18 protein-coding genes and 1 tRNA gene are annotated in these 25,692 nt (G+C 57.2%); 7 read left to right on the top strand and 12 right to left on the bottom strand.

The window, feature by feature from the left end; translation table 11 throughout:
• Nucleotides 1-89: 89 nt before the first annotated feature.
• Nucleotides 90-1,334 carry an N-acetylmuramoyl-L-alanine amidase gene (locus AAC060_RS05625; protein WP_339823903.1) on the bottom strand — a complete coding sequence of 415 codons (1,245 nt, stop codon included), beginning with the start codon at nucleotides 1,332-1,334 and terminating at the stop codon, nucleotides 90-92.
• A 533-nt stretch (nucleotides 1,335-1,867) separates the two neighbouring features.
• Between AAC060_RS05625 and AAC060_RS05620 the strand changes: the two genes are divergently transcribed.
• The 3 genes from AAC060_RS05620 to AAC060_RS05610 all read left to right on the top strand — a co-directional run bounded on the left by AAC060_RS05620 (nucleotide 1,868) and on the right by AAC060_RS05610 (nucleotide 7,057).
• Nucleotides 1,868-4,663: an Rne/Rng family ribonuclease gene (locus tag AAC060_RS05620; protein WP_339823901.1), complete on the top strand. Its 2,796-nt coding sequence runs from the start codon at nucleotides 1,868-1,870 to the stop codon at nucleotides 4,661-4,663.
• 189 nt (nucleotides 4,664-4,852) lie between these two features.
• Nucleotides 4,853-6,184, top strand: a complete 1,332-nt coding sequence (locus AAC060_RS05615; RefSeq protein ID WP_339824702.1) for a M48 family metalloprotease — start codon at nucleotides 4,853-4,855, stop codon at nucleotides 6,182-6,184.
• Between the two features lie 87 nt (nucleotides 6,185-6,271).
• Nucleotides 6,272-7,057 (top strand): DsbA family protein, encoded by a 786-nt coding sequence (locus tag AAC060_RS05610; RefSeq protein WP_339823899.1) that lies wholly within the window; start codon nucleotides 6,272-6,274, stop codon nucleotides 7,055-7,057.
• On the opposite strand, the gene AAC060_RS05605 is transcribed toward AAC060_RS05610, so the two are convergent.
• Both AAC060_RS05605 and AAC060_RS05600 read right to left on the bottom strand, forming a co-directional pair.
• A complete protein-coding gene (locus AAC060_RS05605; protein WP_339823897.1) occupies nucleotides 7,054-7,743 on the bottom strand; it encodes an RlmE family RNA methyltransferase in 690 nt (229 codons plus the stop codon). The genes AAC060_RS05610 and AAC060_RS05605 overlap by 4 nt on opposite strands.
• Complete coding sequence (locus AAC060_RS05600) at nucleotides 7,740-8,852, bottom strand: Ppx/GppA phosphatase family protein (protein ID WP_339823895.1); 1,113 nt, start codon at nucleotides 8,850-8,852, stop codon at nucleotides 7,740-7,742. Before AAC060_RS05600 ends, AAC060_RS05605 begins: the two co-directional genes overlap by 4 nt.
• A gap of 321 nt (nucleotides 8,853-9,173) precedes the next feature.
• On the opposite strand from AAC060_RS05600, the gene AAC060_RS05595 reads away from it, so the two are divergent.
• A tRNA-Gln gene (locus AAC060_RS05595) sits at nucleotides 9,174-9,247 on the top strand.
• Nucleotides 9,248-9,561: 314 nt separating this feature from the next.
• Here AAC060_RS05595 and AAC060_RS05590 read toward each other — a convergent pair.
• Nucleotides 9,562-10,245: a pentapeptide repeat-containing protein gene (locus AAC060_RS05590; RefSeq protein WP_339824698.1), complete on the bottom strand. Its 684-nt coding sequence runs from the start codon at nucleotides 10,243-10,245 to the stop codon at nucleotides 9,562-9,564.
• Between the two features lie 99 nt (nucleotides 10,246-10,344).
• A complete protein-coding gene (locus AAC060_RS05585; RefSeq protein ID WP_339823893.1) occupies nucleotides 10,345-10,851 on the bottom strand; it encodes a hypothetical protein in 507 nt (168 codons plus the stop codon).
• 105 nt (nucleotides 10,852-10,956) lie between these two features.
• Between AAC060_RS05585 and AAC060_RS05580 the strand changes: the two genes are divergently transcribed.
• Complete coding sequence (locus AAC060_RS05580; RefSeq protein ID WP_339823891.1) at nucleotides 10,957-11,727, top strand: hypothetical protein; 771 nt, start codon at nucleotides 10,957-10,959, stop codon at nucleotides 11,725-11,727.
• A gap of 126 nt (nucleotides 11,728-11,853) precedes the next feature.
• On the opposite strand, the gene AAC060_RS05575 is transcribed toward AAC060_RS05580, so the two are convergent.
• The 6 genes from AAC060_RS05575 to AAC060_RS05550 all read right to left on the bottom strand — a co-directional run bounded on the left by AAC060_RS05575 (nucleotide 11,854) and on the right by AAC060_RS05550 (nucleotide 21,283).
• The gene (locus AAC060_RS05575) at nucleotides 11,854-12,021 is read right to left on the bottom strand and encodes a hypothetical protein (protein ID WP_339823889.1); all 168 of its coding nucleotides are present in this window, start codon (nucleotides 12,019-12,021) and stop codon (nucleotides 11,854-11,856) included.
• Nucleotides 12,022-12,043: 22 nt separating this feature from the next.
• Entirely contained in the window at nucleotides 12,044-13,480 is a 1,437-nt protein-coding gene (locus AAC060_RS05570; RefSeq protein WP_339823887.1) for a glutamate synthase subunit beta, read from the bottom strand.
• A gap of 21 nt (nucleotides 13,481-13,501) precedes the next feature.
• A complete protein-coding gene (gene gltB, locus AAC060_RS05565; RefSeq protein WP_339823885.1) occupies nucleotides 13,502-18,151 on the bottom strand; it encodes a glutamate synthase large subunit in 4,650 nt (1,549 codons plus the stop codon).
• A 329-nt stretch (nucleotides 18,152-18,480) separates the two neighbouring features.
• Nucleotides 18,481-19,194: a hypothetical protein gene (locus AAC060_RS05560; RefSeq protein ID WP_339823884.1), complete on the bottom strand. Its 714-nt coding sequence runs from the start codon at nucleotides 19,192-19,194 to the stop codon at nucleotides 18,481-18,483.
• Between the two features lie 6 nt (nucleotides 19,195-19,200).
• The gene (locus AAC060_RS05555) at nucleotides 19,201-20,406 is read right to left on the bottom strand and encodes a toxic anion resistance protein (RefSeq protein WP_339823882.1); all 1,206 of its coding nucleotides are present in this window, start codon (nucleotides 20,404-20,406) and stop codon (nucleotides 19,201-19,203) included.
• 160 nt (nucleotides 20,407-20,566) lie between these two features.
• A complete protein-coding gene (locus AAC060_RS05550) occupies nucleotides 20,567-21,283 on the bottom strand; it encodes an arylesterase (RefSeq protein WP_339823879.1) in 717 nt (238 codons plus the stop codon).
• A gap of 17 nt (nucleotides 21,284-21,300) precedes the next feature.
• On the opposite strand from AAC060_RS05550, the gene AAC060_RS05545 reads away from it, so the two are divergent.
• Both AAC060_RS05545 and AAC060_RS05540 read left to right on the top strand, forming a co-directional pair.
• Nucleotides 21,301-22,026 (top strand): ATP-binding cassette domain-containing protein, encoded by a 726-nt coding sequence (locus AAC060_RS05545; protein WP_339823876.1) that lies wholly within the window; start codon nucleotides 21,301-21,303, stop codon nucleotides 22,024-22,026.
• Nucleotides 22,023-24,530: an FtsX-like permease family protein gene (locus tag AAC060_RS05540; RefSeq protein WP_339823873.1), complete on the top strand. Its 2,508-nt coding sequence runs from the start codon at nucleotides 22,023-22,025 to the stop codon at nucleotides 24,528-24,530. The genes AAC060_RS05545 and AAC060_RS05540 overlap by 4 nt, the downstream gene beginning before the upstream one ends.
• An 88-nt stretch (nucleotides 24,531-24,618) precedes the next feature.
• Here AAC060_RS05540 and AAC060_RS05535 read toward each other — a convergent pair whose 3' ends face one another.
• On the bottom strand, nucleotides 24,619-25,584 hold the full coding sequence (locus AAC060_RS05535; RefSeq protein ID WP_339823869.1) for a bile acid:sodium symporter family protein: 966 nt from the start codon (nucleotides 25,582-25,584) through the stop codon (nucleotides 24,619-24,621).
• Nucleotides 25,585-25,692: the final 108 nt, after the last annotated feature.

Genomic DNA, 25,692 nt, shown 5'->3' with positions numbered 1-25,692 from the left:
CCTCGCGCGCATTTTCCAGCGATTATCTTTGAAAAACGCGCACCGCGTCAAGACGGCACGACCGGACAGATTTTCACCGCTGAAATTTTCTAGCGCATCGCCAGTTTACGGGCGAAATGCGACTCGATTGCACTCGCGACACCGGTGGCAACTTTGGTCCGGCCTTCCCGGGAATTCAGGAACGCAACATCGTCCTTGTTGGTCAGATAGCCGGTTTCGAACAACACCGACGGCGTGTCCGGTGCCTTGAGCACAACGAACGAAGCATAGCGGTGCGGTATTTTACGAAAACTCATTTGACGGGCGCTTTCGCGGTGCAGCAATTTGGCAAAATCTGCAGATATGTTCATGGTCTCGCGCTGGGTGAGATCGATCAGGATCGACGAAACGTCTTGTGTTGCCCCGCCGAGATTGATGCCATTGATGATATTGGCCCGGTTCTCGCGCGCCGCAAGCTTGGCCGCTTCCCGATCGGAGGCGACTTCGGACAATGTATAGACGGTGGCGCCGGACGCATCTTCGTTTCCGGCAGCATCAGCGTGGATCGACATGAACAGGTCGGCGCCGAGACGCCGGGCGATTCCATAACGCTCTTCGAGCACCAGAAACTTGTCGGTATCCCGGGTCAAAGCCACGCGCACCCGTCCGCCTGCGACCAACCGGTCCCGAATCGCGGTTGCAATGGCCAGCACGACATTCTTCTCATATTTGCCGCCATGAGGTGAGACCGTTCCAGGATCGTGCCCGCCATGTCCGGCGTCAATGACCACAAGCGGCCTGCTCGGATCATTCGGTCCGTATATTTTCGGCAGGCTGACAGAATCGTTTGGCTTGCCCAAAGCCACCTTCACACTATAGCCTTTTTTCGGCGGCTCAGCGCGAAACGCCAGCGGCGGCAGAAACGACTTTTTCCCCATGGATATCTGGTTCTGGCCAACTGCTTGCAGGCTCAGGTTCAAGCTTTTGCCATCCTGCGAAAAGCTGCCATCGCTGATGACCGCGGGTCGATCCAGATCAAAAACTATTCGTGCGGTATTAGGATCATACTGTCCCTGCCGTACAGACTTAACAATACCGGATGCATAACCGCCCTGCCCGGCCGTGCCCCCGCGAATATCGATCGCAATACGGTCTGGTCCAAGCAAGGAGAAGGTCGAGACGCCTTCTACAACGTCGTCAAAGGAAACAGTTATTTTCGAACCGTTTGCTTCGATCCGGCTCACCGACCCCGCCTGGGCCGGTTGAGTGATCAGCAATGCGGATATAAGGATGGATGCCAGCGCCATGGTCCGCTTATGCCCCGCACGGGCCTTTTTGGTCCAGTCAAATTTCATCGGTTCCGGGTTCCTGCCTAAATAACAACGTAAAACTGAGTGAAGAAGCTATTAAGGAAGGTTTCGTAAGGCGCCGTAAAATGACGCGGTTAACGGCCCGTTAGGCATAAATCCGGACGGCACGATATTTAGGGAGATGTTTCGCGATACTATTGGAGATAGTAACAGTATGTGTTGCCGATTAGCGCGAGCGGTGCTAGCAGACTCTCCGAACCATTAAGGAATATTCCTGAAGCGGTTCGTCTAAATGCCGGAAATCATTCGGCATCTACCAGGTTGACGCAACATGAGGCATGACATTTCCGGCTCTGAAGCTATCCGTATCGGACGCGCTTCTATAGACGGAACGACTTTGGCTACCGGCCAGGGCCATGCAGTTGTTGCAGACACAATTTTATCTGAAATATTTCAAATCAACCGGATAACGCCGCCCGCCCCTCATCAAAGGACCGCGCGCGAACACCCGTTATCCCTATCATATCGCATGGCCCAAACGGGCTCCGGCCCTCTGTGCCATGCCAGGAGACTATCGAATGACAACGCGCATGCTAATCGACGCGCGCCACCAGGAAGAAACCCGGGTGGCGGTCGTAAAAGGGAACAAAATTGAAGAGTTCGATTTTGAATCTTCCGAACATAAACAACTTAAAGGCAATATCTATCTAGCAAAAGTAACCCGGGTCGAACCGTCGTTGCAGGCTGCCTTTGTCGATTATGGTGGCAACCGCCACGGATTTCTCGCCTTTTCCGAAATCCATCCCGACTATTACCAGATTCCGAGAGAGGATCGCGAAGCGCTTCTCGCCGAGGAAGCCGAACATGCGGCTGAAGAAGCCGCCCTGCGTGCCCAGGAAGAGGAAGAAGATGATTCGCCCGCCGATATGGTGCGCAGCGAAGCCACTGAAGAACTCGACACCGCTTTGGTGGAAGTCGATCAGGATGAAAGCATCGACACGATCGACGTGACCGAAGGCGAAATCCCGCAGGAAAATAACGACGAAGATGATGACGATGACGAGGATGATGAATCCGATGGCGATTCGTCTGATGACAATAGCGATGACAAAGGCAAGAGCGGTGGCCGTCGCGGACGCGGTGGTCGCAACACGCGTGGCCGTGGCAAAGGCAGCATGCCGAAAGCCAGCGATCAGGCGCGCCAGAAGCGTATGGCTTTGCGCAAACGCTACAAGATCCAGGACGTTATCCAGCGGCGGCAGGTTGTCCTCGTTCAGGTCGTCAAGGAAGAACGCGGCAACAAGGGCGCTGCACTCACCACCTATCTCAGTCTGGCCGGCCGCTATTGCGTGCTCATGCCGAACACCTCGCACGGTGGCGGAATCAGCCGCAAGATCAATAACGCTGGCGATCGCAAGCGTTTGAAATCGATCATCGCCGACCTGAAACTGCCAACCAGCATGGGCTGTATCGTTCGCACCGCCGGACTTTCCCGTACCAAGCCGGAAATCAAGCGCGACTTTGACTATCTCGCCCGTCTGTGGGACGAAATCCGCGAGAAGACGCTGAGCGCGACGGCCCCGAGCCTGATCCACAGCGACAGCGACCTCGTCAAACGCGCGATCCGTGACATTTACAATCGAGAGATCGAGGAAGTGCTGGTTGAAGGCGCGAACGGATATACGGCGGCAAAGAATTTCATGAAGCTGCTGATGCCAAGCCACAGCAAGCGGGTGAAGAGCTACGCCGATCCGGTCTCTCTGTTCCAGCGCTATGGCGTCGAAGATCAGCTGTCGGCGATGTATTCGCCGGAAGTGCAGCTGAAATCCGGAGGCTATCTGGTGATCAACCCGACCGAAGCTCTGGTGTCGATCGACATCAACTCCGGACGCTCGACCCGCGAACACGGGATCGAGGCGACTGCGGTCAAAACCAATATGGAAGCCGCCGCCGAAATCGCCCGCCAGTTGCGCTTGCGCGATATGGCCGGCCTTGTCGTCATCGATTTCATCGACATGGACCGCAGCGGCAACGTCCGCAAAGTCGAACGGGCGATGCGCGATGCGCTGAAGAACGACCGTGCACGGATCCAGGTCGGACGGATTTCAAGCTTTGGCCTGATGGAAATGAGCCGCCAGCGTCTGCGCACCGGCGTGCTTGAAGCCTCGACCAAAGTCTGCCCGCATTGCGAAGGCACCGGACTGGTACGGACGGCATCGTCCTCTGCCCTGTCCGCGCTCCGTCTGCTCGAAGAAGAAGCAGCCAAGGGCAAAGCCAGCGTGATCAGTCTGCGCACCAGTCAGGAAGCGTGCATTTACGTCCTGAACAGCAAGCGTCACGAAATCGAGGATATCGAGCAACGCTACGGTGTCTCGATCGAAATCGTGCCCGATGGCGAAACCGAAGGCGCACGGATGGAAATCCAGACCTCCGGCAGCCCGCCAAAGAACATGCCCAAGTTCGAGCCCATCATCGACGATGACGACGATGATGATCATGTCGAAGAAGCGGAAATCGAGGAAACGGAAGAACGGGAAGCACGTGGCGATCGTTCTGAACGTTCCGAACGTAGTGACCGGAACGACGGCGAAGAACGGCCGAAACGCAAACGGCGTCGGCGCGGCAGACGCAACCGTGGTGGTGATCGTCCGGAATCCGGTGGTGCCGAAAATGGCGGCGAGAATGGTTCCGGCGACAATAACTCCGGCAACAATGCGGATAACAACAGCGAAACTGCTGCGCAGCCGAACGCGAACGACACGGACGCTGGCGAACAGGCCGAGAAGCCGAAGCCCCGCTCACGTCGCAACAATCCTCGCAAAGCGGATGCTGCACCTGTTGCCGCAGCCGAAAACGGCGGCGACGAGCAACCGCAGGCAGAAGCAAAGCCACGCAGCAGACGCCGTTCGGCGAAGAGCGATGCCCCTGCTGAACAGCCAGCGGTAAGCACGCAACCGGAAGCCGAAGCGGCAGAAGAAAAGCCGAAGCGGCGCCGCGCACCGCGCAAAGCCAAGCCGACAGCGGCAGCACCTGCGGCTGATGCCACCACTGGCGGGACTGCCGAAGCAGCTGCTGACGCAACCGTCGAGAAAAAGCCGGCGGCAAAACGGGCACCACGAGCCCGCGCCAAAAAGGCGGATAGCGTCGAGGTGTCTGACAAAACCGCTCCGGAAGCTGCAAAGGAAAAAGCGCCTGCCAAACCGCGCAAACCCCGTGCGGCTGCGAAACCTAAAGAAGACACAGCTGCTAAGCCTAAAGACGATACGACCGCCAAGCCTAAAGACGAAGCGGTAGCCAAAACTTCCGACAGCGACGCTACAACGTCGAGCGATGGATCATCCCGGCAGGGCTGGTGGCAGCGCACGTTCGGATAAGGGAAAGATTATCGCCCCCGTCCGGTTGCCGGACGGGGGCGATGCGATTTTCATCCGCGGTTCAGGCACAAGCTGTCAGGAGAGAAAGCTTCAACCGGACTTTCACGCTGAGGACTTAACATGCGCAACAAGCTTGCTGTTTCACTCCCCCGCACCCGTCGGCCCGTCTTCGGCGGCCTGACCCGATTCATGATGGTATTTCTGGCGATGATCTCGATCATCGTGCAACCGGTTGCCGCCCAGTCCATCCTGCGCGATGCCGAAACCGAGGCGTTGTTTACCGACATGGTCTCGCCACTGGTGGCCGTATCGGAACTGGACGCCAACGAGGTCGAAGTCGTTTTGATCAACGACAACCAGATCAACGCCTTTGTCGCCGGCGGCCAGCGGATATATTTCTATTCCGGTCTCATCGAAACAGCAGATAGCGCCAACGAAGTGCAAGGCGTCATGGCCCATGAACTGGGTCACATCACCGGCGGCCACATCATCCGCTTCAACGAAGGCGTAAAGACAGCCACCGGCATCACCATTCTCAGTCTGGTGCTGGGCGCCGCAGCTATTGCTGCCGGAGCCGGTGACGCCGGCATGGGGATATTGGCCGCGGGCCAGCAAGCCGCCATGGGCAAGTTTCTGGCCTTTAGTCGGGTGCAGGAACGGTCCGCCGATTCCGCCGGTGCACGCTATCTTTCCGAAGCAGGCATATCCGGCAGAGGCTCGATCGATTTTTTCAAGAAGCTGCAAAATTATGAATTCCGCCTCGGCATCCCGCAGGAGGACAGCTACGGCCGAACCCATCCGCTCTCCGGAGAGCGGGTCAGCCTGCTGAGGGACGTTTATGAAAAAGACCCCGCCTGGGACAAACCGTCCGATCCGGCGATCGAAGCCCGGTTCCAGCGGGTCAAGGCCAAGCTGCTCGGCTTTACCGCCGACCCGGTGGTAACCTTGCGCGAATATCCGGAAAGCGACCAAACGGTCCCTGCCCGCTATGCCCGCGCTTATGCCTGGCACAAGAGCGCCTATCCGGACCGGGCACTCCACGAGGTCAACAATCTGCTCTTGTCTGCTCCGGATGATCCCTACTTTCTTGAACTGCAGGGCCAGATCCTGCTCGAGTCCGGCAAACCGGACGAAGCGCTGAAATCGCTGCGCCGGGCCGTACAGCTAACCAATAACCAGCCCCTGATCGCAAGCCTCTTTGGTCATGCGCTGATCGCCACCGAGGATCCGCAATATTTTGACGAGGCAACGCAAGTGCTGAAAGCTGCCGTCAACAAGGACAATCGCAATCCGTTTGCTTGGTATCAGCTGGGCGTGGTCTACTCGCAACAGGGCGATATGCCGCGGGCACAGCTGGCCACCGCAGAAAGCTCCCTGCTCGGAGGCAATTATGCCAGCGCCATCCGCAGCTCGCAAATAGCCATGTCCGGCATCAAGGAAAATACGCCGGACTGGATCCGGGCGCAGGATATTTCCTTCATCGCCAAGGCCGAATTCGAAAGAAATAGCAAACGGCGCTAGGCTGCGCTCCTCCTCCGCAGACCCCATTTGGGCTGGACAAGCCGTGCAGCCATGGCCAATGCCATCCTGCAACGAAAGAACCCGATTGTGGATAAAGATTTGAAGAGAAAGTTGATGATTATGGCGGGTGGCGGATTGGCCATAGCGGCGGCAGTAGGCGTTTGGTTCTGGCAGACGAGCAGCGTCTCCTCGACCGAGGACGTCAACGCAGCCGTTTTAGCAGCGGGCATCAATGCCAAGGAACAGTCGGCCATCGAGGCTATTATACGCGACTATATCCTGAAGAATCCGGAGATCATTCCCGAAGCGGTCGAGATATTGCAAAACCGCCAGAAATCCTCGGCAATTGACGCCGTGCGCGGGCAAATCGAAAAGCCGTTCGCGGGTAACGCCTTTGCCGGCAATCCGGATGGTGATGTGATCATCGTCGAATATTCCGACTTCAACTGCCCTTACTGCAAGCAGACCGAGCGCGATATCGCCAAGCTGATCGCGGAAGACAAGAATGTGAAGGTCGTGTTCCGCGAACTGCCGATCCTCAGCGAGGCGAGCAATGACGCGGCGTTGATGGCCCTGGCGGCTGCGAAACAGGGCAAATATTATGCCTTCCACAAAACCATGTTCGCCACCGGCCGGCCAACTCCTTCAACCATAGAGGCTGCCGCGAATGAAATCGGTCTCGATATGGCTGCTGCGCGCGCCTTTATCGCTTCGCCAGAAGCCAAGAAGGAAATCGAGAATAATATCGCAATCGCCCAGCAAATGCGGTTCACCGGCACCCCGGCCTGGGTCGTCGGCAATCAGTCTGAAGTCGGCGCCGTCGGTTATGATGGCCTGAAGGAAATGGTCGCGAACGCGCGAGCCACCAATTAGGCGTCCTTTGCAGGGTCTTCTTCTGACCCGCCTTTGAACCCCTGGGCAATCACATACCATTCGGACGAGCCTTTGCGGCTCGCTGGCGGTTTGGCGTGCTTCACCACGTCGAAATGCTTTTTGAGCAAGGTCAGCAGATCATTGTCGGTTCCGCCGGCCAATACCTTGGCGACAAAATTCCCGCCTTTTTGCAGGTTCTCGACCGCGAAATAGGCAGCGGCCTCGACCAGTCCCATCGTCCGCAAATGGTCGGTCTGCTGGTGGCCGACGGTATTGGCCGCCATATCGGATAATATCAGATCCGGTTTGCCGCCCAGCGCTTCGATCAACATATCGGGCGCGGCGTCATCCATGAAATCCATCTTGAAAATGGTGACACCTTCGATGGCATCGACATCCAGCAAATCGATACCGACAACCGCGGCCTTGGGCGCATATTTGCGCATCACCTGGGCCCAGCCACCCGGCGCGATCCCGAGATCGACCACGGCCTTGGCGCTGCGCACCAGCTTGAACCGTTCATCCAGTTCCAGCAATTTATAGGCAGCGCGCGAGCGATAGCCCTCGGCCCTCGCCTGCTTGACATAGGGGTCGTTGAGTTGCCGTTCGAGCCAGCGCGTCGAGCCGATCTTACGGCCCTTGGCGGTTTTGACCTTCTGTCTGGTTCCTGATCTGCCCCGGCTCATCGCAATGCCCTCCGTTCGTTGGCCGACATCAGCGAGCGCAATATGCCTTCGCGGATGCCGCGATCCGCGACACCGACACGCGGCGCCGGCCAGATATCCAGTATCGATTCCAGAATCGCGCAGCCGCCGACCACCAGATCGGCGCGTTCGCGGCCTATGCAGGGAATATCGGCTCGCTCGTCGGGCGAAACATGCGCCAGCATATGGCTGATTTCGCGCATCGATTCGGTCGGAACAATCAGGCCGTCGATCACCTTGCGGTCATATTGCGGCAGTTTCAGATGCAGGCTGGCCAAGGTCGTCACCGTACCGCTGGTTCCGAGCAGACGGTAATCGCACTGCTCGAGCCGCGGCAATCGTTCGGCAAAAACGGCAAAACTGTCCGCAACCTTTGCCCGCATCGAGGCAAAGGCCTCCGCCCGCGCGACCGGATCATCACCATCGAATTTCTCGCTTTCGGTTAGCGAAACAACGCCCCAGGGCACGCTCAGCCAGTCGATGATTTCGGGAGCGGAACCGGTCGTGTCGACCAGTACGAGCTCGGTCGATCCACCGCCAATATCGAAAATAAGCGCAGGACCTTCACCGGGTTCGAGCAATATCTGGCAGCCCAGTACCGCCAGACGCGCTTCTTCTTCAGCGGTGATTACATCCAGCGCGATGCCGGTTTCCCGGCGGACCCGCTCGATAAATTTGTCACCATTGGTTGCACGCCGGCAGGCCTCTGTGGCGACCGACCGCGCAAGCGTCACATTGCGACGGCGCAATTTGTCGGCACAAATCGACAGGGCGGCGACCGCTCTGTCCATCGCCCGGCTGCTGATCCGGCCGGTTTCGACCAACCCCTCGCCCAGGCGCACGACGCGCGAAAAAGCGTCGGTAACGATGAAACCGTCTGACGAAGGTTTGGCTACCAGCAACCGGCAGTTGTTGGTGCCGAGATCTATCGCCGCATAGGATCGCAATTTCGGCCAACGCGCCGCGCCGTTAGGGACGGCAGGCGCAGCTTGACTCTGTGCATTATATGTCGCCGCAGGGTTCGGGCGGGATTTCCTTGCGGATGACCCGCCGTTTGCATCTTGCGGCGATGGGGACGCTTGATCCGCCATAACCGTACTCTTATGTTCTCCGGATCGGATAATACCGCCGGTACTTGCCCTCGAAGATAACGATGCGCGGTCTATGACGCAAGGGCCGGTAACCTTGTTCCAGGTAAAACATTAACCGTGATCGCAAATCGGGCCGTAAAAAGCTGTCTCGGCCAGAATATCGCGACATATCGGCAATAGTCCTGCCCCCGTCCCCTCCCGATTTCCAGCGGGGACAGCCACGACTGTAGCGATGGTAAAATTGTTTGCCCCTTCCCGGTTCATTTACCACCAAAAGGCTTGACCAAAAGCCGCTCGCTGCCTATTGCCCCGCACCGGCACTCCCCTGTCGTATAATGGTAATACCACGGACTCTGACTCCGTTAATTGAGGTTCGAATCCTCACGGGGGATCCAGTTTTTTCTCATATACATCGTTAGATTTGATAAATTTATATCAATGCGATTTGGTGCGCTCCCAATTCGCGCACCCGATGTTTTTGGACTCAGGGCATTTCCGATTGGCCTCGCACTGCGGCGGGAAGCCATATTAGCGATGACACATTGGATTGACGATGGTTTCCCCGTCGACAAGCACCGAAGCGCGCAACACCCCCTCCGTTGAGCAAAGCCACCTCTCCCTTCGCACCTGCCGAAAGTGAAAGTCCGATAATGTGAATGAGCGCAAATGGGTGGGAAGCAGAAAGACCCTTTCGAGCTTCAATGCGCTATTAGCGGACCATTAGACCGACTTCGCTTAGAAGTTGCGCTGCCTGTTCCCGAGAAATCGTAGCGCCTCGAAATCGAGATGCGTCACCTAGACGGATACCACCTAGGTCCGCACCGCGAAGGTCTGCTCCTTCAAAGCGCGCATCGTCCACTATGGTTTCGCGCAAACTACAGTTCTCAAATGATGCCATCCGGAAGTCGCATTTTCGAAGGTCGCTCTGTGAAAAGTCGAGCCGCTCGAGATTGGCTTTCCTGAACGAAATGCCTATCATCTTTACGTTGATTAGCAATGTCTCCTTAAAGCTAATGTCGATGGCTTTCACATCAGAAAAATCGACGCCAGTGAGTTTGCATCGCTCGAAGCTCGCGCCCTCAAGAGTGCTACGCTTCATCGAAGCGTTATTAAAATCGCTAGCGGTAAAGACGGCGTCGGATAGATTGCTGCCTGTAAAATTCGCAAAACCTCCACGGCAGGACTTCCATGTAGTGTCTTCAAGATTTGCTCCAGCAAGATTCGTCCGCCGCAAATTGCATAGCTCGAACTTCCACCCAGAAAGGTCTATTTTAGACAGGTCTTCATCTTCGAGGTTACAATTGGTCAACGTCCCTGGCTCGGTCAGAGCCTGCATTTCATCACGGGTCACTGTCTTGTTGCAGATCGATTTGTCAGTGGAAAGGTCATCCATGCCAAGCTTGTAACTGCGCCGTCTCGATCCGGCCAGCGGTATCCGCTTATGGAAAGCGTCAGGATAAGGCATCGCTTTTTGCAGTTGCAACAAATTGCACTACAGTAGCTCCTCGATAAAAAGCGAAACAAGCATCGATTGGCTTGTCACCTTCGCTTTGGCATATATTTGACTGAGTTGAGACCGGACCGTTCCTGTTGCAGCGCCTCGCAATTGCGCAATTTCAGCCACACTACATCCTTTGATAGCAAACAGGGCAACTTCGGATTCCCCTGACGACAAGTTCCATTCCTGAAAGCGAAGATTGATTACATCGGCAAGCGCGCCTTTGGCCGTGGCTAGTGCTTCGTCACGGCGTTGGGCTTCCACAATCAATTTGCGTGTAAGCCATGCGCTTATTCCCACCCCTGCCAAAAGAGCGAGAGCAATCAGGCATTCCAGTATCACTTCAGTCGTGATGCCTTCGCGGGTTTTCAAAACCACCTCGTCAATGCTGTCGATAACGAAGAAGGTCGCCGCAAACGCTTGAAGCACTATAATTGCAACAGCAAACGTGATCTTCCTACTAGGTGTGGCGCGTGCCTTTGGTTCTGTATTCACGATCATCGGGACTGATAGCACTTTCGCTTAAAGCATCCTATTTGAGCGCCTGCTTATGGAGTAGAATCTAAGTTCATACTAGCTGCTGCTCCAGATAACTGGAGACGCACAATGACACCTACCCAAATGACCACCTTGATAAAAGTCCCGGCAGTTACGCTCGGTTTCTGGATCATCAAAATACTCGCCACGACCTTCGGCGAAACGGCTGGCGACACCGTCAGTATGTCGCTTGATCTGGGCTATCTTGTCGGCACAGCGATTTTTGCAGTTATCTTTATCGTGCTTGCTGTGTTTCAGATACGTTCGAACAAGTTTCACCCATTTCTTTACTGGGCCACGATCATAGCCTCAACCACAGTCGGAACAACGATGGCCGATTTTGCCACCCGTTCGCTTGGCATCGGCTATCCTGGCGGGTCGCTGTTGCTGCTAGGGCTTGTGATAGCATCGCTTATTGTTTGGCACAGGTCGCTCGGCAGCGTGTCAGTAGAAACCATCCACGAACCACATGCGGAAGTATTTTACTGGCTCACAATTACATTCTCACAAACGCTGGGAACCGCCCTTGGCGATTGGGTCGCCGATGGACCTTTGGGGTATCTGGGTGCGGCAGCGATTTTCGGCTCTATGCTTGTCCTACTCGCTTTGCTCTACTACCGCTCCTCTATCAGCCATGTTGCTCTGTTCTGGGCCGCCTTCATTCTCACTCGTCCGCTCGGTGCGACCGTTGGAGATTTTCTTGATAAGCCTCTGGACCATGGCGGACTGGCGTTTAGTCGTCCATTGGCGTCGCTTGCATTGATTATTGCAATCGTCGCGCTGATATATTTCCTGCCACAGCGCGCTGGCAATCAAGCATCTCCCAGCACTGAACATTAGCTTGCGGCAGCTTATAGGCTTAAAGAGGCGAAGGCGGAATGACAACTATTGGGGCGGAAGCTGACCGGCTGTTTTGATTTCTTCCCTCACCGGTTCGAAGAACAAGCGCTGGAGACATAACTGATACTAGGCGGCAGGAACGGTCCCGCGTGCGCGCGTCCGTCCGGTGATCAGGAAATGCAGCGGTACGGCGACCAGAATCAGCGGGATGCCGAGACCGAGCACCGTCAGGCTTCGCTGAATAGGCACCGGCAGAGCGGCTATGCAGATGGCTCCGTAAAACCAGATCGCCAAGGCAGTCGCCGCTACACTTCTTTCAGCGCGGCAGCAGGCTTTTTCCCATCAGTTGCAGGTCCACGGCGCGGGCGCACTGGCGGCCTTCGCGGATCGCCCAGACGACCAGGCTCTGGCCGCGGCGCATGTCGCCGCAGGCAAAGATGCCCGGTTTGCTGGTCGCATAGCTCACAACATTGGCCGCGACATTGCCGCGGGCGTCGAGGTCCACATCGGATTGATCGACCAGCCCCATTTTGCGGGGGCCGACAAAGCCCATCGCGAGCAGGATCAAGTCGGCTTTGATGATGAACTCGCTGCCGGCGACTTCCTGCATCTGGCCGTCCACCCATTCGAGGCGGATACATTCGAGGCCTTCGACCTCACCGTTGGTGCCGACGACCCGCTTGGCGAGGATCGACCAGTCGCGTTCGCAACCTTCGAGATGGCTGGACGAGGTGCGCAGCTTCAGCGGCCAGTCCGGCCATGAGAAGGTCTTGTCTTCCTTCTCGGGCGGCTTGGGCATGATTTCGATCTGGGTCACCGAAGCGGCACCCTGACGATTGGAGGTGCCGACACAATCCGACCCGGTGTCGCCGCCGCCGATGACGATGACATGCTTGCCGGTCGCGGTAATCGTGCCGCGCGGGGCAGCGCGCATCTCGTCGTCGCCGGCGTTGCGCTTGTTCTGCTGCGCCAGGAATTCCATCGCCAGACGAACGCCGGACATTTCATAGCCGGGGATATCGAGCGTGCGCGGTTTTTCCGCGCCGCCGGACATCACAACCGCATCAAAATTTTCCTGCAGCGACTCCACCGAAACGGTCACACCGACTTCGGCGCTGGTACGGAATTCGACGCCTTCCGCTTCCATCTGCACGAGGCGGCGGTTGATCAGATGTTTTTCCATCTTGAAGTCGGGGATGCCATAGCGAAGCAGGCCACCCATCCGGTCGTTCTTTTCAAACAGGGTGACGTTATGACCGGCGCGGGCGAGCTGCTGGGCGCACGCCATGCCAGCAGGGCCGGAGCCGACAACCGCAACCGATTTTCCGGTTTTTTCTTCGGCAATCTGGGGTGTTATCCAGCCTTCTTCCCATCCACGATCAACAATCGCGCATTCGATGGATTTGATGTTCACCGGCACATCGTCAATATTCAAGGTGCAGGCGGCTTCGCAAGGCGCTGGACAGATGCGGCCGGTAAATTCGGGAAAATTATTGGTCGACTGCAGCGATTCCAGCGCGTTCTTCCAGTCACCTTCATAGACCAGATTATTCCAGTCCGGGATGATATTGTTCACCGGGCAGCCGTTGTGGCAGTATGGAATACCACAATCCATGCAGCGCGCCGCCTGGTCCTTGAGGTCCTTTTCCGGCAGCGGGATCGTGAATTCCCGATAGTTGGTCAGCCGTTCCTTTGGATCGGCATAGGTCGCTTCTTTGCGATCAATCTCGAGAAAGCCTGTTACTTTACCCACGTTCTACTCCAATATCTTCAATTATTCTGCAGCAACGATAGCGTCGAGACGCTCGGCTTCGAGTTGTTTAAGCGCCGACGAATAATCGCGCGGCATGACTTTCACGAAACGACCAAGGGCCTCTTCCCAATTGTCGAGAATTTCGCTGGCTCGCTTGCTGCCGGTATAAAGTTTGTGACGTTCCAGCAATATCCGCAGCCGGGCCGCGTCATGATAGAGCATGTCACCCATGCCGAAATCATTCACATCGACCGGAAGCTGCTGCGGCGGCGTGGTGCCTTCGCCATCCTCTTCGTCGTTGATTGTCTCGATATCGACCATCGCCATGTTGCAGCGCTGACGGAACAGTCCGTCCTCGTCATAGACATAGGCGACACCACCGGACATGCCGGCCGCGAAATTGCGTCCGGTCTTGCCCAGCACGGCAATCACGCCACCGGTCATATATTCGCAGCCATGATCGCCCGTGCCTTCGACGACCGCCACCGCGCCGGAGTTGCGAACCGCAAAGCGCTCGCCCGCGACACCGTTGAAATAGGCTTCACCGGCAACCGCACCATAAAGCACGGTATTGCCCACGATGATATTCTCGGTCGGATTGCGATCGACATGGCCTGGCTGTTTGACGACCACACGGCCGCCCGAAAGCCCCTTGCCGACATAGTCATTGGCATCGCCGACCAATTCAGCCGAGATACCGTGTGCCAGAAACGCGCCGAAGCTCTGCCCGGCAACGCCTTCAAACGATAGCTGGATGGTGTTGTTCGGCAGGCCCGCGTGGCCATATTTTTTTGCAACTTCGCCCGAGAGCATCGCGCCGACGGTCCGGTTGACGTTCTTCACCTTGCGTTCGATCTTGACGGTCTGGCCATTGTCCAGCGCCGGTCCGGCAGCCGCGATCAATTCCTGGTCGAGTGCTGCTTCAAGTCCGTGATCCTGCGTTATCGTCTGGTGGAGCGACTCCCCTTCGGCGAGAACAACCTGATGCAATATACGCGACAGGTCGACGCCTTCCGCTTTCCAGTGGTGCAGCGCCTTGCTCATGTTGATCCGGTCAACCCGTCCGACCATTTCCTCGATCGTACGGAAGCCCATATCGGCCATGATCTGGCGCAGTTCTTCGGCGACAAAGAAGAAATAGTTGATCACATATTCCGGCTGACCGGTAAACTTCTTGCGCAGTTCCGGATTTTGCGTGGCAACGCCGACCGGGCAAGTGTTGAGATGACATTTGCGCATCATGATACAACCGGCAGCAATCAGCGGCGCTGTGGCAAAGCCGAATTCGTCGGCACCCAATAGAGCGCCAATCGCAACATCGCGACCAGTACGAAGCCCGCCATCGACCTGCACCGATATTCTCGAGCGTAATCCGTTGAGCAACAGGGTTTGCTGCGTTTCCGCCAGACCGATTTCCCACGGCGAACCGGCATGGGTCAGCGAGGTCAGAGGCGAAGCGCCCGTGCCGCCGTCATAGCCGGAAATCGTCAGATGATCGGCGCGTGCTTTCGACACACCAGCGGCTACCGTGCCGACGCCGACTTCGGACACCAGCTTCACCGAGATACGCGCACCGGTGTTCACATTTTTCAGATCGTGGATTAGCTGAGCCAGATCCTCGATCGAGTAAATGTCATGATGCGGTGGCGGTGAAATCAGACCGACGCCAGGGGTCGAATGGCGCACCTTGCCGATATTCTTGTCGACCTTGCTGCCAGGCAACTGCCCGCCTTCGCCGGGCTTGGCACCCTGCGCCATCTTGATCTGGATATCGTCGGCATTGACCAGATATTCGGCGGTCACCCCGAAACGGCCACTGGCGACCTGCTTGATCGCAGAGCGCATGCTGTCGCCATTATCCATCGGGACGAAACGATCCGGTTCCTCGCCGCCTTCACCGGTATTGGACTTTCCGCCAATACGGTTCATTGCAATCGCCAGCGTCGTATGCGCTTCGCGGCTGATCGAGCCAAAGCTCATCGCGCCGGTGGCAAAACGTTTCACGATCTCGGTCGCAGGCTCTACTTCGCTGATATCGAGCGGTTCATTAGCCTTGGTCAGCTCCATCAACCCGCGAATGGTCAGCAGACGCTCGCTCTGTTCGTTGATCGAGTCCGCAAATTCTGCGTAATTTTTCGGGTCATTGCCGCGCACAGCATGCTGCAGGTTCGCAATATTGGCGGGGGTCCAGGCATGTTCCTCACCACGAATCCGGTAGCCGTAGATACCGCCGGCATCGAGCATATTCCGGTAAATCGGATTGTTGCCATAAGCTTCGGAATGCCGTTTCACGGTTTCTTCCGCGACCTCGGTCAGCCCGACGCCTTCGATCATCGTAGCCGTTCCTGTGAAATATTTTTCAATAAATTCGCTGGATAGACCGACCGCATCAAAAATCTGCGCGCCGCAATAGCTTTGATAGGTCGAGATGCCCATCTTCGACATGACTTTCAAAATGCCCTTGCCGATGGCCTTGATATAATTTTGTTCGACCTGCTGAGTGGTCAGCGGCAATTCGCGGCGAACGCGGATATCCTCGAGCGTCTCAAAGGCCAGATAGGGATTGACCGCTTCCGCGCCATAGCCTGCGAGCACGCAGAAATGGTGCACTTCGCGGGCTTCTCCGGTTTCGACGACCAGACCGGTCTGCATCCGCAGGCCCTGACGGACCAGATGATGATGGACGGCTGCGGTTGCCAGCAAGGCGGGCATCGCGATCCGGTCCGGGCCCTTGGCGCGGTCGGAAAGAATGAGAATATTGCGGTCGGCAAGCACCGCTTCGGTTGCCGCCCAGCACATTTCCTTGAGCGCCATTTCCAGACCGGCTGCGCCAGTCTCGGCATCCCAGGTAATATCGATGGTTTCGGTCCGGAAGGCGCCATCCAGAGCATCTTCAACCGAACGGATTTTCAGCAGATCCGCGTTGGTCAGAACCGGCTGGTCCACCTCGAGCCGTTTGTGGGTACCGGCATCATGGCCGAGAAGATTGGGCCGCGGCCCGATCATCGAGACCAGAGACATCACCAGTTCCTCGCGGATCGGGTCGATCGGCGGGTTGGTCACCTGAGCGAAATTCTGCTTGAAATAATCGTACAGCAAGCGCGGTTTGCCGGACAGAACCGCGATCGGTGTGTCGGTGCCCATCGATCCGATCGGATCGAGGCCGTCACTGGCCATCGGTTCGAGGAATTTTGTGATATCTTCCTGGGTGAAGCCGAATGCCTGCTGGCGGTCCAGCAGTGCCGCAGGACTGTCCAGCCCGTTCGCCTTAGGTGCATCGACATCGTCGAGATCGTCGAGATCGAGATCTTTCAGATTATATTGCGTGGATTCCAGCCATTTCGCATAAGGTTTGGCTTTGGCGAGATCGGCCTTGATCTCTTCATCCTCGATAATCCGGCCCTGCTCCATGTCGATGAGCAGCATTTTGCCCGGCTGCAACCGCCATTTGCGGACGATATTATCTTCCTTGACCGGAAGCACGCCGGATTCCGACGCCATGATCACATGGCCGTCATCTGTGACGCAGAAACGCGCCGGACGCAGACCGTTGCGGTCCAGCGTAGCACCGACTTGCCGTCCGTCGGTAAAGGCAACCGCTGCCGGGCCATCCCATGGCTCCATCAGGGCTGCGTGATATTCGTAAAAGGCTCTGCGGTCGGCATCCATCGTCGGATCGCCGGCCCATGCTTCCGGAATCAGCATCATCACCGCGTGCGGCAGCGAATAGCCGCCAGCAATCAGCAGTTCCAGCGCATTGTCGAGACAGGCGGTATCGGATTGGCCGTGCGGGATCAGCGGCCACATCTTGTCAAGATCGGCTCCCAACAGATCGGATTCCATCGTCCGGCGACGGGCGTTCATCCAGTTGACATTGCCCCGGACCGTATTGATCTCGCCATTATGCGCGATGAAGCGATAGGGATGCGCCAGTTTCCAAGACGGGAATGTATTGGTCGAAAAGCGCTGATGGACCATCGCCACGGCCGATGTGGTCAGCGGGTTGTTGAGATCCTTGTAGAAGGATCCGACCTGATCGGCGAGCAACAGCCCCTTGTAGACAATCGTTCTGGTCGAGAAAGACGGCATATAAAATTCGGACAGCCCCGGCATGCCCATTTTTTCGGCAAGGCCATCGAGTGGATTATGGGCCTGCTTGCGGATCGCGAGGATTTTGCGTTCGAATGCATCCTGATCGGCGATCGATTCGCCTTTGCCGACGATCATCTGGCGAATCAGTGGCATCTGGTCGAGCACCGCCTTGCCGATGCCTGTTGTATCGATCGGCACGTCGCGCCAGCCGATCAGGCTCTGCCCTTCCTTGGCAATGAACCGTTCAAAATGCGTCGTCGCAAATTCCGCTTCTGCCGGATCGGACGGAATGAAACACATAGCAACGGCATAGTCACCGACAGCCGGAAGGGTCAGACCCTCCGATTTCGCCCAATCCCGCAGGAGAGCGTCGGGAATCTGCAATAATATCCCGGCGCCGTCACCCAGTAGAGGGTCGGCACCAACGGCACCTCGGTGATCGATATTAACCAGAATCTCGAGGCCGCGTTTGACCGTGAGATGCGATTTTTCACCTTCAATATTCGCGACAAAACCGACGCCACATGCGTCATGTTCGTTGTTTGAATCGTACAGGCCTTGCCGTGGCGGGAAACTCATATTCCGTCCTTACATTTCGATAAGATTTTTGTAATTAATGTGCTTCTAGATGGAATTCGACGTATTTTGAAGTCAAGAATTGCGCAAGTGCGAAAAGTATTATTGCGCCGCTGCCCAATGCCGCTCGCAAACAGTTACTCTGATTTGGCGAAAACGGGGAGAAATTTAGGGCCTGTGGCCATGACATGTAACCGGCAGGAGACCGAGTTGAATTTCAGTCTCTTCCGGCAAAAATCATCCAGCGTCAATGCTTTGCGCGACCATGGAGACTCTCGCCGCTACGAGCGGGACGCTGCCGTCCCGGACAAAATTTATCTGGCCGTCAGACCTTATTCCGCTTCGGCATTCTGGTCATATTTAAGTTCGAGATAACGGCCGCGGATCGACAGATTGTCGATATCGCCCTTGGCAATCTGCTGGGTGACCCCGGCAATTTCCTTCTCGATCAGTGACAGTCCGCCAATCAGCTGTTCGTCGGGCGATTTGCCGCTGTCGGTGGCTTTGCTGCGCATCGACACAGGGATTGCTCGATAGCCGTTGATAAGCTCGGGCAGATGCTCGCCGACCAGCTTGCGCACCTCATAGGCAGCGGCATCGCCTTCGTTGAGCTTGTTCAGCTGCGGTGACAGCATATCCAGCTGGACGCCGATGCCGTTGACGATCTGGACCGCTGGCGCCGGCAGCGCCGGACGCTGGTTTTCCAGCCAGATTTCGGTTTTTCCCGCCAATGATTTCAGATCGGACTTCAGGATCGTTTCGGGCGTTGGCATTTTCATCTTTGGAAATTTCATCGACGCCCAGATACCGCCGCCGATCAATCCGGCAGAAATCATCACGCCCCAGAAACCGATACCGCTCAATATGCCGCCGACAATACTGGCGCCGACCAGCACGCCGACCGTCCACATAGCGGCGCGGCCCAGTTTCTTGACGAAATGGCCCCGCTTCAATTGATGGGAGCGATTGCCGATCGAGCGACGGAACTGGGAGTCGCGAAGCGCTCGAGCCGCGCTGTCAAAGACTTGCTGGTTGGATTCGGACACCAGGCTCTATTCCTCCAGCGCCGACAAGGGGTTTTCCGACGGCGCTTCCAGTTGCGCCTTCGCCTGCCCTTCCGACCGCGCAATATAGCCTTTCGACTTTTCGATCTCGCCGGACAGCGAATTTACGGTCGCTTTCATATTTTCCAGCGCTTTCAGCTTGAACGTGTCGATATTGTCCATCGTGTCATAGACATTCTGGAAAGCCCGTTGCAGCGTTTCCAGCGGAATCGTCGACGAAGCGGCCTGTTCGTGAATCTGGCCGGTCTGGTTTTTGAGCATCTCGCTGGTGCTGTCGATCACGCCAGCCGTCGTGGTGTTCAGCGCCGTAATCTGGTCAAGAACCAGCTTCTGGTTGGTCAGCGCCTGAGCCACGGTCACACCGGTGCGCAGCGCGCCCACCGTCGTTGTGCTGGCGCGGTCCACACCCTTGACCAGTTCGACATTGTTGCGTTTGACCAGATCGAGAGCGAGATAGCCCTGCACGGTAACCGCCATCTGGGTGAGCAAATCCTGGGTCCGCTGACGAACATAGAAAAGCGCGCTTTCGCGGATCGCCTTCGCCTTGCCCGGATCGGTGGCGTCCAGCTCGGCCGCTTTGTCCTCGAGCCTTTGGTCCATGACCTTCGAAACGTGGATCATCTGCTCCAGCCGGCCCATCGCCGCCCAGAGATTCTTGCGTTCGACATCAATCGCCGCATTGTCCATCAGCAATTCGTCCTTGCCGGAACGAAGCCGGTCGAGGATCGAGCTGATATGGCCCTGCGCGCTTTTATAGCCGTCAAAATAATTGCGCATCTTGTTACCGAACGGAATGATTCCGAAAATCTTCCTCTTGGCGGTCAAATTACCGCGCTTGCCCGGATCAAGATCTTCGACCGTGCGGCGCAGTTCCGCGAGATCGGAACCGATGCCACTTTCTTCATCCATCGACCGGATCGGGCGATCGAGAAAGCGATTGGACTGGCCCGCCGCTTCGGCAATTTCCTTGCGGCCCATATTGGTAATCTGGTCCACTTTTTTCCCGAATTCGGGACTATTTTGATCCTGAGCGATCAAATCGTCGATAAAAGTGTCAACTTTATCTTCCAGCTTGGTCTTTACCTCGTCGCCAATGGACACAAGGCCTCCGGCCTTTTCGGGCGCAACGGCAACCACCGGATCTGGCGGGGTCAGTTTCAGGTCGTCGGTCGCGGTGATTGTTTCGGTCGCCATGCTGTTCAGCCTCCCTGCCCCGGCACCAGTGCGGGGCTTTCTCTATAAATGGATGCAAATGCCCCGCTTTTCAAGCGTTTCAACTGCTGTATTAGCAAAATAATACAGTTTTTGTAGAACTGTGCAACATGCTTCCAAATCTTCCAATTTCCAACAAGGCTCAGCCTTCCAGCAATTCCGCCACCTGCGGCGCGATCTTGCCGACGATGATATCAATGCCTTCTGCGGTAGGATGCAGGCCGTCTGGCAGGAACAGATCGGGATGCCCGACAACCCCGTCCATGAAAAACGGATAAAGCGCGACATCATATTTCTTGGCCAATGCCGGATAGATGATGTTGAACTCATCGCTAAAGGCGGCTCCCAGATTGGGCGGGGCGAGCATCCCCGTCAGCATCACCGGGATATCGCGATCCTGCAGCTTCTTGACCATCGCTTCCATATTGGCGCGCGTATCTGCCGGTTTCAGGCCCCGGAGCAGATCATTACCGCCTAGCCCCAATATTACCAGATCCGGCTTGCGCGACAAGCTATCCAGAACGAAATCCATCCGCCGCAATCCGGCAGCAGTGGTGTCGCCCGACACGCCGGCATTGTGGACCCGGACGTCCTTGCCCGCTGCCGTGAGGGCGGCCTGCAGTTCCGGCGCAAAGCCCTCTTTCTGGTCCAGACCATAGCCGGCGTAGAGACTGTCACCGAAAGCGACTATCAGGATTTCGGCCTCTTTGGCTTCCGCCGCCCGATCGCCGTCAGCTTTCGGCGCGGCCGTTTCTACGTCCTTGAGAACAGCTTGTTCGTCTTCCGGCGCAGGCCCACAAGCGATCAAAAGTTGCAGAAATGCCAGTGTGAACCCATATAAGAAAAAATTCTTCAACATCGGATATCCTTACCCACATGATCCAGAAAAACGCCGCATCGAGCGACGCCGCCTCAGTTGAACCCCATATCGCGATTGCAGCCCGGAATGTCACCCTGTCTTTGGGGGAAGGGAAAGCACGGGTCGATATTTTGCGCGGTATTGATCTGCAGATCGAAGAGGGAACGACCGTTGCGTTGCTCGGACCGTCGGGTTCGGGCAAATCATCGCTGATGGCGATCCTGTCCGGTCTGGAACGGGCAAGCGGCGGCGAAGTGAATATTGCCGGAGCCGACTTCGGCACGATGAACGAGGACCAACTGGCGGTGGCTCGGCGCGGCCGGGTCGGCATTGTATTGCAGGCCTTCCACCTGCTCCCGACAATGACCGCTCTGGAAAATGTCGCGGTGCCACTCGAACTGGACGGCCAGCCCGATCCTTTTGAAATCGCGGCAAAGGAATTGACCTCAGTTGGCCTGGGCGACCGTCTCGGCCATTATCCGACCCAGCTTTCCGGCGGCGAACAGCAACGCGTGGCCATTGCCCGCGCCATGGCATCGCGGCCGACGATCATTTTTGCAGACGAACCAACCGGCAATCTCGACGGCACCACCGGCGAGAAAGTCATCGCCCTGCTGTTCGATCGCCAGAAAGCCACGGCGGCGACCCTATTGATCATTACCCATGACCCCGAACTGGCCAAACGCTGCGACCGGATCATTGAGCTTCGCGACGGTTTGATCGAACGGGACAGCGCCGCGTGAGCGCTGAACTGGGCAAAGCATGGACGATTGCCCGCCGCGATCTGCGCGGACGGTTTGTCGGACTCCGGCTACTGATCATCTGCCTGTTTCTTGGTGTCGCCACTCTTGCCGCCATCGGCAGCCTGACCGACGCGATCACCGACGAACTGGCCAATCGCGGCCAGGCGATATTGGGCGGCGATCTGGAAATAGCGGTTGCGCAGCGCGAAGCCACCAACGAAGAACTTGTTGCGCTGAGGGAAGCGGGTACGCTGTCCGAAACGCTGCGGATGCAGGCGATGGCCCGGCTACCGGACGGTAGCGACACGCAGCTTGTAGAACTCAAAGGCGTCGACGCGGCCTATCCTTTATACGGCAAGTTCAAGCTCGAAAGTGGCAAGACCGTCTCTGCTCCCGCGCCACAGGAAATTTACGTCACCCCTGCCCTGATGCAGCGCCTGTCGCTGGAAACCGGCGACAAAATTGCCTTTGGCGAGGCCAGCTTCACCATTTCCGGCATCATTGCCGAGGAACCGGACCGGCTTAGCGAAGGCCTTTCCCTCGGTCCCGTGGCGATCACCTCGATCGAGGGCTTGCGCGCTACAAAATTGATTCAGCCGGGCAGCCTGTTCGAGAGCAAATATCGTCTCAAACTCCCTGCCACCGCGCTTCCTCGCGACGTCGGTGACGGTCTTGCAGAGCAATTTCCCAATGCTGCGTGGGAGGTCAAGACCCGCGACGATGGCGCGCCGAGCACCCGCCGCTTTATCGAGCGGATGGGCCAGTTTCTGACTTTGGTCGGTCTGGCCTCGCTGGTCATCGCCGGAATCGGTGTCGGCAATGGCGTCGCTTCTTATTTGCGCGGCAAGCAGGGCGCGATTGCTACGCTGAAGATACTCGGCGCGGACAGCGCTATGATCTTCCGCATCTATCTGTTCCAGATCATGGCGGTGGCGCTGGGCGCGATTGCGCTGGGTCTCGTGATCGGCGCCCTGGCCCCGCTGGCGATCATCCAGATCGCCGGTGACGTTCTGCCGATCAAGCCGGAATTTGCCATCTACCCGCTTCCGCTGCTGGTCAGCGCGTTATACGGGTTGCTTATAGCGGTGATCTTCGCGCTGCCCCCCTTGTCGCGGGCAAAAACAATCCCGGCAGCGGGCATTATCCGCGGAGAGGGCAAGTCCTGGCGTCAGATCGACCGGCAAAGCTGGATTGGCGTGGGATTGGCGATTGGCGCGATCATCGCGCTAGCGCTCGGCACAGCCAATGAGCCATTATTTTCGGCCTCCTTCATTGGTGCCGCAGCCGCGATATTGCTGCTGCTTACGTGCTTGGGCGCGCTGATCCGCTGGCTGGCGAGCAAGGCACCACGGCCGAAACAACCGCTGCTGCGTCTCGCCCTGACCAGCCTTCATCGCCCCGGTGCCCAGACCGGACAACTGGTTGTGGCATTGGGACTGGGGCTTACCCTGTTCGCTACGCTGGCCGCGATCCAGACCAGCCTGACCAATGAAATACGCTCCACCGTTCCCCGCGACGCCCCGAGTTTCTTCGTGCTCGACATCCCGGTCGAACGCGCGGACGAGTTTCGCGCCAAGGTTGCAGAAACATCGAGAGCCGCGGAAGTGAATATCGTGCCGACGCTACGCGGGACGATCACTGAATTTCGTGGGCAGCGGGTGTCTGAACTGGAAACCCTCCCCGAAGGCGCGTGGGTGCTGCGCGGCGACCGCGGCCTCACCTATAGCGCGACCATTCCCGAAGGCAGCGAGATTGTCGATGGCGAATGGTGGCCGCAAGATTATGACGGGCCGCCTCTGGTCTCGGTCGACGAAGAGCAAGGCGCCGCACTAGGCCTCAAGATCGGCGACAGCCTGACCGTCAGCCTGCTCGGCGTCGAAATACCGGCCAAGGTTGCCTCGTTCCGCAAGGTTAACTGGCGCAATTTCGGGTTTAACTATGTGCTGGTATTCCCGCCCAGCGTGCTCGCCAATGTACCGCATAATGTCGCCGCCACGATCCAGATGGAAACGGCAAAGGAAGACAGTCTGCTCTCCATCTTGCCGAAAGAATTCCCGTCTATCTCGATGGTCAAGGTCAAGGAAATTGCGTCCCAGATCGGCGACATTTTGGACCAAATGGCGACCGCCATTGCCGCTGCCGCCTCGATTGCGATCTTCTCCGGCATCGCAGTGCTGATCGGCGCGATCGCCGCGTCGCGTCAGGCCCGCGTCTATGACAGCGTGATCCTGAAACTGCTCGGCGCCACGCGCGCCCAGATATTGACGGTTCAGGCGATTGAATATGCGCTATTGGCGTTTCTGTTGTCGGCTGTGGCTTTGGGGCTGGGCCTGTTCGCAGGCTGGTTCGTGATCACCCAGATTTTCGAGTTCACCTGGCAACCCGATTGGGGAATCGTCCTGCTGACACTGGGCATCGGCGCGATTGCCACTCTGGGGATTGGTTTGCTGGGTTCCATTCCTGTGCTGTCAGCCAAACCGGCTCGGGCGCTTCGAGAACTTTAGATTTCACCGTTCGCACTGAGCTTGTCGAAGTGCCTCTCTCGAGCGCGCGCGGTCCTTCGACAGGCTCAGGACGAACGGATAATATCCGTTAATCCTCGTCGCCGGCCAGTCGCACCGCGACCGGTGCCGACAGGAACAATTGCGCCAGATGATAGAAAATCAGCGGCAATATCACCAGTCCCGCACGTTCGGGCACAAAGATGATCGCGGCGATGGGAGCGCCAATGGCAACGCTCTTCTGCGCGCCGGAAAAGAGCAAGCTCTTGCGGTCTGCCCGCGCGAAACCCATCCAGCCGCCAAGCAGCCACGCGCCGCCAAAGGCCAGTCCCAGCCAAAGCAACAGCGCGGCAGCCAGCCAGATGAATTCGGTACCGCTCACCCGGCTCCACATTCCGGCAATGATCGCAGCGGAAAAGGATACATAGACCGCCAGCGCAATCGCACCGCGATCGATCCAGCCGGTCAAATCCTTATGCTGCATGATCCAGGGCCGCAGCCATTTCTGGAAGGTCTGCCCGAGAACGAATGGCAGCACCAATATTGCCGCTAGTTTGACGATGGTTTCGGTCGTGATGTCCACGCCAGCCGCGCTGGCAAGCAACGCAAACAGTAGCGGCGACAAAAATACGCCGACCAGATTAATGAAGGCGCTGGCGACGACAGAGGCGGCAACATTGCCCTTGGCGATGGCACAATAGCTGGTTGCCGACTGCACGGTGGACGGAAGCACACCTAAGAACAGAAAACCCAGAGCGACATCGGCAGGGAGAATCTGATCGAGCGCCTTGGAAAGCAACAGGCCGATCCCGAGCATCACGCCAAATACCCAGACGAATATCGTCCCTTGCAGGCGGATATTGCCCAGTCCGGCCTTCACTTCATGCCGTTCGAGCCGGATACCGTGAAGCAGAAAAACCGCGAAAATCCCGGCGTTGAATAAAATTCCTGCAATATCTTTTGCCAGACCCTGCACCGGCAGCAAAGTCGCCAACAGCACCGCTCCGCTGAGCAGCCAGATGAATTTATCGGTGAGGATCAGACGAAGGGTTTGCATGGTCGTAGCGCCAAATGGATGGCTAAGAATGATTTAGCAAGCTTTCTAATGTTGCGGTGCAGCACCAAACAGGCTAAGGGCGCGACGATAGCGGGGCTGTGCTTATGG

Origin of the sequence: uncultured Parasphingorhabdus sp., assembly GCF_963975555.1 — a bacterium.
GTDB lineage: Bacteria > Pseudomonadota > Alphaproteobacteria > Sphingomonadales > Sphingomonadaceae > Parasphingorhabdus.
This window is presented reverse-complemented; position numbering and strand designations above follow the sequence as displayed.

Coding starts and splice junctions, on each gene's coding strand:
- AAC060_RS05580 (WP_339823891.1), top strand. CDS start 10,957: ATGACACCTACCCAAATGACCACCTTGATAAAAGTCCCGGCAGTTACG.
- AAC060_RS05545 (WP_339823876.1), top strand. CDS start 21,301: ATGATCCAGAAAAACGCCGCATCGAGCGACGCCGCCTCAGTTGAACCC.
- AAC060_RS05600 (WP_339823895.1), bottom strand. CDS start 8,852: ATGGCGGATCAAGCGTCCCCATCGCCGCAAGATGCAAACGGCGGGTCA.
- AAC060_RS05550 (WP_339823879.1), bottom strand. CDS start 21,283: ATGTTGAAGAATTTTTTCTTATATGGGTTCACACTGGCATTTCTGCAA.
- gltB (WP_339823885.1), bottom strand. CDS start 18,151: ATGAGTTTCCCGCCACGGCAAGGCCTGTACGATTCAAACAACGAACAT.
- AAC060_RS05555 (WP_339823882.1), bottom strand. CDS start 20,406: ATGGCGACCGAAACAATCACCGCGACCGACGACCTGAAACTGACCCCG.
- AAC060_RS05625 (WP_339823903.1), bottom strand. CDS start 1,334: ATGAAATTTGACTGGACCAAAAAGGCCCGTGCGGGGCATAAGCGGACC.
- AAC060_RS05615 (WP_339824702.1), top strand. CDS start 4,853: ATGATGGTATTTCTGGCGATGATCTCGATCATCGTGCAACCGGTTGCC.
- AAC060_RS05585 (WP_339823893.1), bottom strand. CDS start 10,851: ATGATCGTGAATACAGAACCAAAGGCACGCGCCACACCTAGTAGGAAG.
- AAC060_RS05605 (WP_339823897.1), bottom strand. CDS start 7,743: ATGAGCCGGGGCAGATCAGGAACCAGACAGAAGGTCAAAACCGCCAAG.
- AAC060_RS05535 (WP_339823869.1), bottom strand. CDS start 25,584: ATGCAAACCCTTCGTCTGATCCTCACCGATAAATTCATCTGGCTGCTC.
- AAC060_RS05590 (WP_339824698.1), bottom strand. CDS start 10,245: ATGGATGACCTTTCCACTGACAAATCGATCTGCAACAAGACAGTGACC.
- AAC060_RS05620 (WP_339823901.1), top strand. CDS start 1,868: ATGACAACGCGCATGCTAATCGACGCGCGCCACCAGGAAGAAACCCGG.